8 protein-coding genes are annotated in these 14,061 nt (G+C 58.4%); 2 read left to right on the top strand and 6 right to left on the bottom strand.

The genetic code is table 11. The annotated features are described in order from the left end of the window. Positions 1-47 precede the first annotated feature (47 nt). Positions 48-326, top strand: a complete 279-nt coding sequence (locus JFN93_RS04240; RefSeq protein WP_199382751.1) for a cytochrome c7 — start codon at positions 48-50, stop codon at positions 324-326. A gap of 112 nt (positions 327-438) precedes the next feature. On the opposite strand, the gene JFN93_RS04235 is transcribed toward JFN93_RS04240, so the two are convergent. From JFN93_RS04235 to JFN93_RS04215, 5 genes are all read right to left on the bottom strand, one after another. Then, on the bottom strand, positions 439-2,133 hold the full coding sequence (locus tag JFN93_RS04235) for a methyl-accepting chemotaxis protein (RefSeq protein ID WP_199382750.1): 1,695 nt from the start codon (positions 2,131-2,133) through the stop codon (positions 439-441). Between the two features lie 1,042 nt (positions 2,134-3,175). Beyond that, positions 3,176-3,847, bottom strand: coding sequence for a fibronectin type III domain-containing protein (locus JFN93_RS04230; protein WP_199382749.1), 672 nt, complete (start codon positions 3,845-3,847; stop codon positions 3,176-3,178). Between the two features lie 656 nt (positions 3,848-4,503). Further along, positions 4,504-5,223 (bottom strand): creatininase family protein, encoded by a 720-nt coding sequence (locus tag JFN93_RS04225; protein WP_199382748.1) that lies wholly within the window; start codon positions 5,221-5,223, stop codon positions 4,504-4,506. Positions 5,224-5,492: 269 nt separating this feature from the next. Beyond that, positions 5,493-7,202 carry a methyl-accepting chemotaxis protein gene (locus JFN93_RS04220; RefSeq protein WP_199382747.1) on the bottom strand — a complete coding sequence of 570 codons (1,710 nt, stop codon included), beginning with the start codon at positions 7,200-7,202 and terminating at the stop codon, positions 5,493-5,495. Between the two features lie 607 nt (positions 7,203-7,809). Continuing rightward, on the bottom strand, positions 7,810-11,592 hold the full coding sequence (locus JFN93_RS04215) for a PAS domain S-box protein (RefSeq protein ID WP_199382746.1): 3,783 nt from the start codon (positions 11,590-11,592) through the stop codon (positions 7,810-7,812). Between the two features lie 374 nt (positions 11,593-11,966). Between JFN93_RS04215 and JFN93_RS04210 the strand changes: the two genes are divergently transcribed. Next, positions 11,967-13,145 carry an MFS transporter gene (locus JFN93_RS04210; protein ID WP_199382745.1) on the top strand — a complete coding sequence of 393 codons (1,179 nt, stop codon included), beginning with the start codon at positions 11,967-11,969 and terminating at the stop codon, positions 13,143-13,145. A gap of 67 nt (positions 13,146-13,212) precedes the next feature. Here the strand turns inward: JFN93_RS04210 and JFN93_RS04205 are convergent, their stop codons facing one another. Further along, a complete protein-coding gene (locus JFN93_RS04205; RefSeq protein WP_199382744.1) occupies positions 13,213-13,893 on the bottom strand; it encodes a Bax inhibitor-1/YccA family protein in 681 nt (226 codons plus the stop codon). Positions 13,894-14,061 lie beyond the last annotated feature (168 nt).

Raw genomic sequence — 14,061 nt, 5'->3', positions numbered from 1 at the left:
GATCCAGTCGGATTAAAGCCGGCGGAAAACACTTAAAGGAGACGCAAATGAGAAAGGTAATCGCAGCAGCAGTTCTTATCTCGTTAGGTGCGGGCACCGCACTTGCCGGGGAAACGATGGTGTTCCCGACCAAGATGGGGAACGTCACGTTCCATCACAAGGATCACCAGCAGCGGCTGAAGGACTGCAAGCTTTGCCACGGGGCAGCCGGCCCGGGAAAGATCAGCGGTTTCAGCAAGGACTGGGCACACCGGACCTGCAAGGCATGCCATGAGAAAAAGGGCGCTGGTCCCACGCGGTGCCCGGACTGCCACAAAAAGAAGTAGCAGCCACCGGAACGAAATCGGCGGAGGCGGAGAATCTTCCCCACTCCGCCGATTTTTCCTGCTGCTTCCTTTACGGAATCCCGGGTCCCACTTCGATTTGGCCTTCCAGTCGTTACACCTGGAACGCGGCTACCACGTCCTGCAACTCAACCGACAGGTCGGAAAGATGAGAGGATGCCTGGCTTACTTCGCGCGAGCTCTGCGCCAGGACGTGGATCGTGTCGGAGATGTTTTGGATGTTCCCGCTGATTTCCCGAGTGGTCGCGGTTTGCTCCTCCGACGCCGTAGCGATCTGGTTGATCTGCTGGGTCACCAGGTCGATCTGGGCCAGGATTTCCCTTAGCGCCTCGCCGGAGCTTGCCGCTTCGGTGGTTCCCCGCTCGACTTCTCCGACTCCTTCCTCCATTCCGGTTACCGCCTGCCTGGTTTCTGCCTGGATCGCCTTGATCATCTCGGAAATCTCTCGGGTCGCCCGCGTCGTCCGCTCGGCGAGGGCCCGCACCTCATCGGCGACGACGGCGAAACCCCGTCCCTGCTCCCCGGCCCGTGCCGCCTCGATGGCGGCATTGAGCGCGAGCAGGTTCGTCTGGTCGGCGATGTCTTCGATGGTGGAGACGATTTCCCCGATCTGCTCGGAACGGTCGCCCAGCTTGTCGACGACCACGGCGGTCTGCCGCACCTTCTCGGCGATGCGGTTCATGCCGGAGAGGGTGTTCTCCACGATCGCCGCACCGCGTTGCGCGGTGGAACTGGCGCGGTTGGAGCTCTCAGCCGCCATGTGGCAGTTGTGGGCGATATCAGAACTGGTGGCGGACATTTCCTCACTGGCAGTGGCGACCGTGGTCGCCTGTCCCACCACGTGTTGCAAGCTGCCGGCGGACTTTTCCGCAGTCGCCTGAAGTTCCACCGCGGAGCCGGCCACCGCCCGGGCGTTGGAGCTTACCCGCTCGATGATCTGGCGAAGGTTTTCCACCATCTGGCGCATCGACTCGTAGACCCCTTCTTTCCCGCTTTCCAGGTGGACGGTCAGGTCCCCGGAGGCCACCCGGCCCGAGACGTGGGCCAGGTGCTCCGGCTCGCCCCCCAGCGAGCGCAGGAGGTTACGGAGCAACAGGACGGAGGCGAACGATATGATCACCGCCAACGCAACGACCACTGAGACGATGGTGTAAATGCCGGTCATGAAGTGCCGCCGGTTTTCCTCGGCAGCCTTTGCCACCAGCGCGTCGAGGTCGTCGACGTAGTTTCCGGTGCCGATGACCCAGTTGAAGGGCTGGAACAGCAAGGAGTAGCTTCGCTTGGGCAGAGTGATGGTGCTTCCTTTCTTGGTGGTGTAGTAGTCGCTGAACCCGCCCCCGGGCTGCATTCCCGCCTTGATTATCGCCCGGATGTTGTATTTCCCCTTGGCGTCGCGTTTGTCGATCCGGCTTTTCCCCTCGACTGGGGTGCCCAGGAGCACCACATTGATCCCTTCGGTGGTGTCGGCCCAGAAATAGCCTTCTTTCCCGTAACGCATCGATCTTAGCAGGTCGGCGCCCTGCAATTTCGCCTCTTCCAGCGTCATCTCGCCATTGCGGCTCCGATCGGATAGCCGCTGGAGCATGGCGACCGCCGTTTCCACCTCGGATTTGGCCTGCGAGTCGAAGTCGCTGTAGAGAGATTTGCGATAGGAGGCGAGGAAGTTGCGGTAGCTTTCGTGATATTTTTTCAGGGCGATCGCACCGGTGACGGCCGCGAGTCCTACGCTCGACAACAGCAGCAGGGCTACGATCTTGGCCGAAAAGGAAATATGGGTCTTCTTACTCATCTTCGTAACCTCGCTTAAACGCCGCAGAAGCGGACCATCAGGGATAGGACGTGGACAGGCGCCGGAAGAAAAGGGGAGGGGAGAATCCAGGAAAGGACCAAAGGGGGGCGCGCTTCACGTACTTCTTATCAGTCTAATGAGCAAAGAGAATGCCAGGCCGCGAAATCGGGGTAACCGGCTGAAAAGACGGGCATTGCCGCCTAAGAGCAAATGGCATCACTCATAACTTATGTTATAGCAAGGCGGGAGCTGATGTGGAAAACGGTCACTTGCTGGGGAAAATGCTGTGTCGTTTTGGGCAGGTAGGTTAAACGATAACATTTCGTTATGAGTATAACGTGTGGTTATAACCCCTTCGGAGCGGCGGCGGCATGGCCCTACCATGCTACCGGTCAAGCATCCGCAATGACCTCTTTAACCCGGGTGACCGCGAACATTGTGACCTCGGAAGAGACGCTTCCGCGGAACCGATAACGATTTCCCCCGGAGATTAACGATTTCACCGGGGGCTTTGGAGGTCCCGGCACGGATCGAGAAACCGCAGAGGGTAATCACATATGGCTTCGCCGGACGGTTTGCGCAGTGGTCGGCGCGAAGGCCGCGTTCCGGTGCGTGTTAAAAGGCTCCCGGTACAACAAACAACATTTGGTCGTCAGCTCCGCGATTTCCTCCGCCGGTGAATCTTCAGCCTAAGGGATGTCGACAGTACCACGCACACCTCCTGCCGGGTCCAGCTGATGAGGAGGGCGTTTCGGCAGGGATAGCGATTTCGCCGCCGGCAACTTCGTTTTCGCACCCATTCAGCCGTCATTCCTGCGCGTTGGCGGCAGGGGGATGAACGACTTTTTTGGCGCAACAACTATTTCGTGAGGAAGATAACGTTTTCGCCGATAGCAAAAAGGATTTAGCCGGGCGGATAAGGACTCGATGGTGGGGGAGGGCTGATTCGTCGGTGGGATAACGACAAAAGGCACAAAAGACGCCGATCGCGGGTGGGACGGCGCCTTTTGTGCCTTTTGATAGGTTGGAGTAGGTTAGCGAGTTAAACGACCATGAGGCGGACGTAGGTGGACCAGTGGCCGAAACCGCCATGACCGAGGCAGCGTACCCGCACGTAGTAGATCTTTCCCGGTTCGAGCCCGGTCAGCAACAGCCCACCCTTGACTTTGGTGAACTGCCATTCCTGGTTCCAGTTTGACTCCACGCTCGGATCGCCCTGGCAGGCCTGCACGAAGTAGGTAATCGCGCCGGTGACCTTCGGCAGCAGCACCCGCAGCGTTCCGGTAAACTGACCGTGCTCCAGGTCGACTTTTTCGGGAGTGCCGGGGACGACAGGCGTCATGCTTCTCGATGTCGTCTTTTTGGCGGCGTGGTCGACGCCCAGGTTGATAATGTACTCCGGGTCGTTTTCCCTCAGGTACCGCATCCCAGCCCAGTTCAGTGCCAGGCCGACGGTGAGGACGGCCTTCTCGCCGCAGGAATCGCGCTCTCCCTTCTTTCCGTTGTCGCCGGCGATCACGGCATAGGACACGTCGTGGTAGCGGGTGCCGACATCGATTATCTCATCACCGTGCGGGACTCCTTCAGGGACCTGCTGGTAGAGGCGGTGGGCCTTGAAAGACTGGCCGATGCCAATGATGTGAGTGGCTACTTCCAGATGGGTTCCGTTCAAAAAACTGGTGTCGAAGACGTTGATCGGGTACTTGATTGCCATGATCGAACCCTCCCTCGTCGGAGAATGATAAGCGGTGTCTAATCTACAACAAGGCCCGACTTTGTAAAGGGCGAGTGATTAAATTTATCTCGGGTTTTCTCGGGGGACATCTAGGGGGGCAGACACTTTTTAATGGCTCCATGTTCCTGGAAAGGGACTGCACCGGCGGAGCCAGTCCCTTTTGCTGCTTCCTTTCCGAAACGGCCGACGTCTCGATGTCATAGCAAGGCGGGGGGTGAAGTGGAACACTGTCATTGCTTGGGAAATGCTGTGTTGGGCGGGTAGTTGGTTATACACCCTTCGCAACGACGGCGGCATCATCATACCTACACTCATAAAGATCGGGTCTCCCCTGTCCTACTCCACCCAATGCGTCCCATAAGATATATTATGTCAAGTACGCAATCTGCAGGTTCGAAGGTTAATCAAATTGGATTCGGCACATCCCCGCTCTACTCCGTCCCCTCGCTCAGCCAAGTCCCCATCAAGAACCATAGGCTATCTCTGAAAGGTAAAGGGGGCAAGAGGTGTTTGCGGTAAAAAACCTCAAAATCGCCCTCTGGCCGCGCACACCCCAAATTCGATGCAGGCTTACCCCTTCGGGACATCAAAAAGTCCGCTCAGAGGGCAAATTTGGAGGTCGGCCTCGTAAACCCTTACCAGGCGCGGCTTTCCAGCGTTTTTACCAGTTCGACCACCCGATCCGCCACGATCGTCTCCAGTTTCCTTCCTTTTTCGGCAGTTGCCTTGGCCGGATTGCCCCAGACCCCGCCGGGCCAAAAGCTCCGCTTGTCGCGCACCAGGATTCCGTTGGGAAAACTGGGGTATTCCTCGGGCGCGGTCCCTTTGACCAACTGCGGATGTGAATGCAAGATGCGGGAGGTTTCGATTTCCCCGGCGTGCGCATCACCGCGGGTCTCGATGAGCGGAGCGCCGGCTTCCTTCGCCAGGTCGAATTCGGTCACCACGGCGACGTTGATGTCGTCGAACTCGACGATCATTTCTTCGCCGGCGTCCTGCAACGCCATCTTGTGGCTGCCGCCGGCGTGACCGGTCAACACCACGAAATTTTTCATCCCTTGAGCCCGGAAGGAACGCACCAGATCTTTAAGTATCGCTTTAAGGGTTCCGGTGCTGATCGAGACCGTTCCGGGATGGCACGACGTCGACCGGCAGGAACCGTAATGGATCGGCGGCGCCACGAAAAGCGGGATCCGTTCCGCGGCACGTTTGCCGACTTCATAGGCTTCGATGGTGTCGGTGGAAAGCGGCAGATGGCTGCCGTGCTCTTCGCAGGAACCAAACGGAAGGTAAACGGTCCGGCATCTCTTAAGGCCGGCCTCGAATTCGGGCATGGTCATTTCTTCAATAATCATCGGGACCTCCATCAGCAAAGCCAAGCTTGATAGCCGCACAAGCCAAGCCAAAAACTTGGCTTTAAAGCTACTTAACCTCGTTTTTCTCTAAAACACTTAAAGGGAGCGAGCCTCCCAGGATAACGGCAACGTGGCCGCACCTTAACCGAAAGGGCTAAAAAGATCAAACATTCTAATGAAGAAGAGGAGAGGGTGCTCCCGCTCCCCTCCCCTCTTCTTCTGCCGAACCTCCGGCCCCGACCGGTAAAGATGCTTTTCCCCTGGACCGACTAGTACCTTTCGAAGTGCTCGTCCTGATTATCTTCAAGGTCAATTCCGACTCCCCGATCGCCGCCGCTCCTGCCGGCCGCTTCCCCAGGCGACACAGTGGCACTTTTGGGTTTCAGGTGGGAAATGGCGGCAACATGTTTCTTCCCCAGAGTTTTTGCCGTGGCTGTAGAGGTCCGGACCTTTTTCCCGGCATCGAACTCATCCACTTTGAAGAAGGAAATCGCATCCCGCAACTGTTCCGCCTGGGAGGCAAGCTCCTCGGAGGTCGATGCCATTTCCTCGGAAGCGCTTGAATTCTGCTGGATGACTTGGTCAAGCTGTTGGATCGCCTTGTTGATCTGCTCGGCTCCGGTATCCTGCTCCCTCGATGCGGCGCTGATTTCTTGTACCAATTGCGCCGTTTTCTCGATATCGGGAACCATCATTTCCAGAAGCCCGCCGGCGCGCTCGGCAACGTCCACACTACGTATCGAAAGCTCCGATATTTCCGCGGCAGCCTTCTGGCTTCTTTCGGCGAGTTTGCGGACTTCGCTTGCGACAACGGCAAATCCTTTTCCGTGTTCCCCGGCTCGGGCCGCCTCGATGGCGGCGTTCAAGGCGAGGAGGTTGGTCTGCCGGGCTATCTCTTCGATGATGCCGATTTTGCCGGCGATCTCTTTCATCGCATGGACCGTCTCTTCGACCGCTTTTCCCCCCGCTTTGGCGTCCTGGGCGCTTTTTACCGCGATCTTTTCGGTCTGGTGGGCGTTATCAGCATTCTGCTTGATGTTCGAGGACATCTCTTCCATGCTGGACGATGCCTCTTCCGCGGCCGCCGCCTGTTCGCTGGCCCCCTGGCTCATCTCTTCGGAGCTGGAAGACAATTGCTGGCTCCCCGAAGCGACGTTTTCCACCGCCGATTTCACATTCCCCACCACCGACTTCAATCTCTCGACCATCGCTCCCATTGCCGTCAGCAACTGGCCGGTTTCATCCTTTGCTTCCGATTGTACGTGCACCATGAGGTCGCCGTCCGCAAGACGCTTGATCGAGTCGACCCCCTTTTGCAGCGGTACCGTGATGCTCCGGGTAATCAAAAGGCTCATCAGGACGCCCAAGAGGATGGAGCAAAGACAGAAAATCGCCATGGTGACCACGGTCTGATGTTCCCGGCCCAGCACGACTGTTTCTGCCTGATCCATCCGCTTGTTCGCTTCAGCCGCAAGCTCGGCGGCCACCGCTTCCATCTTGTGCGTCTCGTCCTTGTAGTCGGCCAGAGCCTTGTTGGCATCGGCGGCGGTGGTAATGTGGCCGGCTTTGATCTGGTTGTAGACCTTGGTAAACCCCGCGAGGTAGGCAGCCAGGTTCTCCTTGAGAACCTTTACCTCCTCGCGGTCTTTTGCTACCAACGTCGACTTCTCCACCTCGGCGGCGCGCTCTCCGACTTTGACTGCAGACTCCTGCCAATCCTTGAAATAATTCTCCATTTTGTCCGGGGCGCCCATGTTGAGAAGGATGTCCTTTTCGTACCGGCGCAGCAGTAAAACGTCGGCCCGTGCCCGAGCGGCACTTTCGGCGACGTTCGCATCCCCCCGCAACATGGTGACCGTAGTGCCGGTAACGGCATTGACGCCCCAGTATCCGACGATACCGACCACGACTAGCAGAAACAGAACGATCCCAAAGGCTAATGCCAATCGCGTTCCTATCTTCAGGTTGCTCAGTTTCATGATTCACCCCTTTTTTGGTAATGAGCTACAAGTTGCTAGAGAACCAGACATTGCGTTTAAGGAGAAACTTTAAGCGTCACCACTGATACTTTGTTACGTCAGTTACGATCCAACCTTTTGTCAATATTCGTATCCTCTGAAAGAGTGCTCCTCCAGCATTTCCCAGTCACTGGTATCTACTATACTACCTTTCGGCAATCTGACTTTTTCCTGTAGGACTTTTATGTCAGTGTCTTCCCCTCTGCTTTGCCCGAAAATGAAAAAGGGGCCCCCGGTCCTGTAGATCCGAAGGCCCCTTTCGGGGCGAGAAGCAATGGGAATTACCGCTTGGGCGGCCTTCCGAGGCGAATTATATTTGGAGCGAGCTTCCTGTCGTTATAAAAAAGCAAGGTAGCCGCTTACCCTGTGGGAGCGCCATGTCAGGCGCGAATATCGGCAACCGACCTCACCGCCACCGGCGGTTCGCAGAGCCAAATCCCGCTAAGTCCCCCTTCGCAAAGGGGGACTTCATCGGCTGGATCCTCGTTCCCAAGGTCCACCGCGGGAACACATGGATCCGTAAAGCGTCAGCTTTGTATGTTACCGATGCTGAAACTTGGGAACGGATTCATCCGGCATCCAGCATCTCCCTGATTTTGCGCGCCAGCACGATCGGCTGCACCGGTTTCATGATCAGATCGACTCCGTCGACCAAGACCCCCTTGTCCTGGAGCAGATCGGCGGTGTAGCCGCTTTGGAAAAGTACCTTGAGCTTGGGGGATTCCTTGCGCAACGCCTCGCAGACCTGCTTGCCGTTCATCTTGGGCATGATGACGTCGAGCAACGCGAGGGCGATCCGGTCCCGGTTGTCACGGAACACCTGCAGCGCCTCCACACCATTTTCGGCAGTCAGAACCTTATAACCGAAGGTAGTCAGGACCGACTCGGCAAGAAGCCGCACCGAGGGGTCATCCTCGACCACCAGGATGGTCTCGCTGCCTCCGGTAGGAACGGCAACCTCCGGTAGGACTTCGCTTTCCATCCGTTCCTGGGCCATGGGGATATAGATCCGGAAGGTGGTCCCGTGCCCCAACTGGCTGTCGATGGTGATATACCCGCCGTGCTGCTTCACGATTCCATAGACGATGGCCAGTCCCAGTCCGGTACCGCGCCCCGGTGCTTTGGTGGTGAAAAACGGCTCGAAAATCTTTTCCGCGACCTCCGGGGACATACCGCTGCCGGTGTCCGAAATGGTCATCAGGGCGTACTCACCGGGAAGCCCGTACCCGTGCTGCTGGTGGAACTCCTTGTCCAGACGGACCAGGTCGGTGCCGATGAAAAGCTCCCCGCCGCTGGGCATGGCGTCGCGCGCGTTGGTCGCGAGGTTCATCAATACCTGCTCGATCTGCCCCCGGTCGGCCAGGACCATGAGGGGCTTTTCCGACAACGAGGTGCGCAGCGCCACGTCCTCGCCGATGATCCGGTGCAGGAATTTCAGCAGCATCTGGGTGAGATCGTTGAGCTCGACCTGCTGCAGCGCCATGACCTGTTTTCGGCTGAAGGCGAGCAGGCTCTTGGTGAGCTGGGCCGCCCGATCGGCCGCCCCCAGGATCTGGTCGATGTCGCTGCGCCGGCGGTCCTCGTCGGAAATGGTGGTCCGCAGCATCTGCCCGAACCCCATGATGACGGTGAGGATGTTGTTGAAATCGTGGGCGATGCCGCCGGCAAGCTGACCGATCGCCTCCATTTTCTGGGCCTGGCGCAACTGTTCCTCAAGCTTTTTGCGTTCTTCCATGCTTTCCATGAAGGACATGTAGTGGCTGATCTCTCCCGCGCTGTTGCGGATCGAGGAGATGGTCGAGTGAACCCAGGTAGAGGTGCCGTCCTTGCGCCGGTTGTGCAGCTCCCCGCTCCAGACCCCACCGGTGCTGATGGTCCGCCAGAGATCCTCGTACACCTCCGGAGCCACGTTGTCCGCCTTGAGCAGCCTCGGGTTGGCACCCAGCGCCTCGAAAGGGGCATACCCGGTGATTTCGGTGAACATGGGATTGACGAACTCGATGTTTCCTTTGAGGTCGGTGATGACGATGGCCACCGGGCTTTGCCGGATCGCCTGGGAGAGCTTGAGCAGTTGCTCCTCGGCAAGTTTGCGTTCGCTGTTGTCCTTGAACAGGACCACCGCACCGACCCTTTTCCCGGCCTCGACGAGCGGGGTGCAGATGTACTCCACCGGGAAGCTGGTGCCGTTTTTCCGCCAGAAAAGGTCGTCCTCGATGCGGATCGATTTGCCGTCCCGGAAGGCTGACTGCAGCGGGCATTTATCGGCGGGAACCGGCGTGCCGTCGCCCTGGGCATGGTGCAGGATGTCATGCGGGTCGCGCCCGAGGAGCTCTTCCTGGGTCCATCCGATCATCTTGGCCCCGGCCGGGTTGAGGAAGGTTACTTTCCCCTCCAGGTCGACCCCGTAGACCCCCTCCCCGGCGGCATCGAGAATGAGCTGCAGCCGGCGGCTGCTCTTTTCCAGGGCATCTTCGGCGATCTTGCGGGGGGTGATGTCCTCCATCGTTTCGATCACCGCAACGATTTTGCCTTGGCGGTCCCGGATCGGGGCTGCGTTGATCGAAAGGTAGTGGAGCCGTCCCTGCTGGTCGTGGAACTCCCCTTCGGCCTGAATCCCGCCCGGGATCATCGAGGAAAAGGCGACCCGCTGGTAGTACCGGTCCACGTCGCGCAGGTCATTGTCGATGAGGATGTCGGCCAGGACCGGCCTTTTTTCGGAAAAGAAGATCGACCAGAGTTCCCGGACCCCGACCACCTCGGTGGCTTTTACGCCGGTCAAGACCTCGCAGCCGCGGTTCCAGAGGATGACCTGGTGCGAGCTGTTGACCACGAAGGTGGGAACGGCGGAGTTTTGCACCAGGTTTTCGGCGAACTCTTTCTGGACCTCAAGCTCCGCTTCGGCCTGCTTGCGATCGGTGATGTCGAGCAGCGTGCCGATGAGGCCGCCGACCTTCCCGTCGGTGGTTGGGAAAGATGCTTTGGAAAAGACTACGTCCCGGGTCAGTCCGGCCGCGTTGACCGCCTGGGCTTCGTAGACTTGGTGCTGCCTTTTCCGCATCACGGAGAGGTCCGCCTCGTGGTAGACGGCGGCGAGGTCAGGCGGCGCGATGTCGAAGACGGTCTTGCCGATCATCTGCTGGCGGCTGTAACCGGTCCAGGCTTCAAAGGCCGTGTTGCAGCCGAGGTACAAGCCGGCGGTGTCCTTGTAGAAGATCGGCATCGGGATGGTGTCGATCAACATCTGGAGGAATTCCAACTGTTTCTGCAGTTCGGCTTTGCGTTCGTCCAACTCGTCCAGGAGCCGGTTGAAACTCGCCCCCAAGGTGCCGATCTCGTTGTGCGCTTCAACGCTGACCCGGGTGCGGGCGCTCTTGCGGTCGATCAATTCCTGGATCTGACCGGTGAATGAGAGCAACGGGGCCGTCAGGTATTTCATGAACAGCGCGATGACGGTCATCGCCATCGCGAAGATGATGGCAAGGGTGAAAAGAACGAATTTCTCGGTCCGGTACAGGGGCCGGTACGCCTCGCTGCGCGGGAAGTTGATGGCGAGGATCCAGCCGGTCGACTTGAGCCTCTTGAAGGAGCTGATCGAGGAAAGCTTGCCGGTGGTCACCGTTTCGCCGGACCCCTCGAACCCGGCGCAGGCCCGGTCCAGAAGGTAGTTGGTCCCCGTGGGGACCTGGGTGAGAATCCGGGTCCGGTCCGGGTGGATCAGCAGCGTACCGTGGCGGTCGACGACGTAGAGATAACCGCCGGTGCCGATTTTCATGGACGCGAGCTTGCCCAGGAAGTTCAGTTTCAAAAGATCCATGCTGCCGGCCAGGACGCCGACCACGGTGCCATGTCGGCCCAGGATCGGAGCGGTAAACATCACGATCGGGTGGCCATGGGATTGGATTGAGAAAAAGGGGGTGGAAATCTGGGGGGTCCGCCGGGCGAGGGTCTCTTTGAGGTATCCGTGCTGGGAGAAATCCCGGCTCAGGAGCCGGGGCTCCACCTCGGTGCCGTAGATGAGCTTGCCGCCAGGGGAAAAGAGGAAAAAGCCGTTATCGAACTGTTCGCTGAGATGGGGGCGCCGGGAGAGGAAACGCTGCACCCGCGCCGGATCGGCGACATCCTCGGGGGTGAGGGTTTGGGCGGCGGCCAAGACTTCGGTGCGCCCCTCTTCCAGCTTCTGGTCCACTTCGTCGGTGATGGCGGTAAGCAGGGTGTACTGTTGATCGCAGACCAGCTGCTTGAGCTGTTCCGAGTAGAACAGGTGAAAAGAGAAGGCGAGAACCGACAGCATTACCGCGGTGAGAACGGACACCACGATGGTCATCCTGTTTTTGATGCTCAAACCCTGCACGACTCCTCCGCCCGTTTCCAAACTGCTCTGAGTGCAGTTCATCCTGCCACACAATCGCTTTTGGCAATACGGTCTACCGCCAATTGCGATGGATTTGTTGCTATCTGTTGCTGGAGCGGGAACCCTTTACACTGTTAAAAGCTGATAAGAACTACTCACAAAATTGGTAGTTCCAGTCCCGTCAGCTTACTTCAAATTGGATAAAAAAGGAAAAAATATGAGTTGCCAAAGACTTAAACCTTATTTAGATTGGAGCGCCGTGTTCTGGGGTATCTTATCGGCACAATCGATATTCCCGTTAGCGTTGGTTTTACTTGGTTTCAGGAAATTCTCCCGGTGGTGAAAAGGGAAAAGATGAGGAGGAGCGGCAGGAAATGCAGTTGACCGAAGAACAAAAACCGATGCTGCGCTTTTTGGCGGTAATGACGGCGGCGTCAATGCTCGGTCTGCAGGGCTATACCATCCTTTTCAACAACTATGCAGTAGAGGTGGTGCGGCTTAACGGGCAGGCGGTCGGGATCATTCAGTCGGTCCGGGAAGTTCCCGGCTTTCTCGCCCTGCTGGCGGTCTTCGTCATGCTCGTGGTCAAGGAGCATCGGCTCTCCGCCATCTCCATCGCCCTGCTCGGCATCGGAACGGCGCTCACCGGGATTTTCCCGAGCTACGCAGGGGTCGCCTGCACCACGCTCGTCATGAGTTTCGGCTTCCACTATTACGAAACCACGAACCAGTCGCTCACCCTGCAGTACTTCTCCACGGGGGTCACCCCGCTGGTCATGGGGCGGCTGCGCAGCCTTTCCGCTCTTTCCAGCATCGGTGCCGGACTGCTGATCTGGGGGCTCGGCTACCTGACCGACTTCCGGGGCATGTTCCTGGTGATCGGCATCCTGGTGCTGGGGATCGGGATCTGGGGGATGTTTCAGGAACCGACCCACGAAAACGTTCCGCCGCAGCGGGCGCGCATGGTCCTGCGCCGCCGTTACGGGCTCTATTACGTGCTGACCTTCCTCTCCGGCGCCCGACGGCAGATCTTCATGGTCTTTTCCATGTTCCTTTTGGTGGAGAAATTCCATTTCACCGTGCGCGGGATGATCTTTTTGTTCGTGATCAACAACCTGATCGGCTACCTGATGAACCCGGTGATCGGCCGGGCCATCGTGCGTTTCGGCGAGCGGGCCATCAGTTCCATCGAATACCTCGGGGTCATCGTCATCTTCCTGACCTACGCCTACAGCGGCTCCGGAACCCTGGTTTCCTTCATGTACGTGCTGGATTCGCTTCTGTTCAACTTCGCCGTCGCCATCCGGACCTATTTCCAGAAGGTGGCCGACCCGCAGGACATCGCCGCCTCGATGGCGGTCGGCTTCACCATCAACCACATTGCCGCCGTCTTCCTGCCGGCCCTGGGTGGGTATCTTTGGATGATCAGCTACCAGATCCCGTTTCTGGGCGGTGCCGCCCTCGGTGCGGTTTCCCTGGCAGCCGCCCAGTTCATGCGGGTGCCCCAAAACAAAACCGCCCCGACCGAACTGGCCGAGGCGGCTGCAAACTGACGCATCTTTTCTTAACCTGCGAGGCCCCAGCGGATAAAGCTGCGCCCCCCGAAGGAGTCCTTCGGTGTCACCTCCGGTTCCCCAGGAACCGAAGCAGCATGAGGAACATGTTGATGAAGTCGAGGTACAGGGTCAGCGCGCCCAGGATGGCCCCCTTCCCTTCTCCCGCGCCGTATCCCATGCGTTTGATCTTTTGGGTGTCGTAGGCGGTCAGCCCGGTGAAGACGAGGATGCCGGCCAGGCTCATCACCCAGCTCACCATCGGGCTGTGCAGGAAGATGTTCACCACCGACGCGATCACCACGCCGATCAGCCCCATGAAGCAGAAGCTCCCCAGCCCGTCGAGCTCCCGCTTGGTCAGATACCCGTAAAGGCTCATCGCCCCGAACATCGCGGAAGTCACCAGGAAGGTGGAGGCGATGGAGTCGGCGGTGTAGACCACGAAAATGGTGGAAAGGGTGACGCCGTTCAAGGCCGCATAGAGCAAAAACAGCGCCCGCGCGGTCCCGGTCCCGATCCGGTTGATCGCGCCGCTGAGCGCAACCACCAGCCCCAGTTCCCCGAAGACCAACGCGTAAAAGAGCATCCGGTTTGCTAACAGGGCCTGGAACAGCGCGGGAGAAGAAACCACCTGCAGCGCAACCAAAGCGCTCAGGGCCAGCCCCCCACTCATCCAGGCGTAAACCCCTTTCATCACCCCTTCCCGCGGAACAGACATCGTGCGGTAGCGCAGCTCACTTCTTTCCATTTAAAAGCACTCCTTTCCAAATTTTAAGTATTTCGTTAAAAAAGATTTGCTGAAAGTGTGGACATTACATATTAGGCGAGTATAATAGGCCACGCTTGTCAGGCAGCACCTCGGTCTCTGAGCCAAAGTAATCTCTCTGCAACGCGGTGTCAAGATCTGGTAGTGTCG

The organism is Geomesophilobacter sediminis, assembly GCF_016458275.1.
Taxonomy (GTDB): domain Bacteria; phylum Desulfobacterota; class Desulfuromonadia; order Geobacterales; family Geobacteraceae; genus Geomesophilobacter; species Geomesophilobacter sediminis.
The sequence above is the reverse complement of the archived record's forward strand: the minus strand, read 5'-3'. Positions and strand labels throughout refer to the sequence as shown.

Coding starts and splice junctions, on each gene's coding strand:
- JFN93_RS04230 (WP_199382749.1), bottom strand. CDS start 3,847: ATGGCAATCAAGTACCCGATCAACGTCTTCGACACCAGTTTTTTGAAC.
- JFN93_RS04210 (WP_199382745.1), top strand. CDS start 11,967: ATGCAGTTGACCGAAGAACAAAAACCGATGCTGCGCTTTTTGGCGGTA.
- JFN93_RS04220 (WP_199382747.1), bottom strand. CDS start 7,202: ATGAAACTGAGCAACCTGAAGATAGGAACGCGATTGGCATTAGCCTTT.
- JFN93_RS04205 (WP_199382744.1), bottom strand. CDS start 13,893: ATGGAAAGAAGTGAGCTGCGCTACCGCACGATGTCTGTTCCGCGGGAA.
- JFN93_RS04225 (WP_199382748.1), bottom strand. CDS start 5,223: ATGATTATTGAAGAAATGACCATGCCCGAATTCGAGGCCGGCCTTAAG.
- JFN93_RS04240 (WP_199382751.1), top strand. CDS start 48: ATGAGAAAGGTAATCGCAGCAGCAGTTCTTATCTCGTTAGGTGCGGGC.
- JFN93_RS04235 (WP_199382750.1), bottom strand. CDS start 2,133: ATGAGTAAGAAGACCCATATTTCCTTTTCGGCCAAGATCGTAGCCCTG.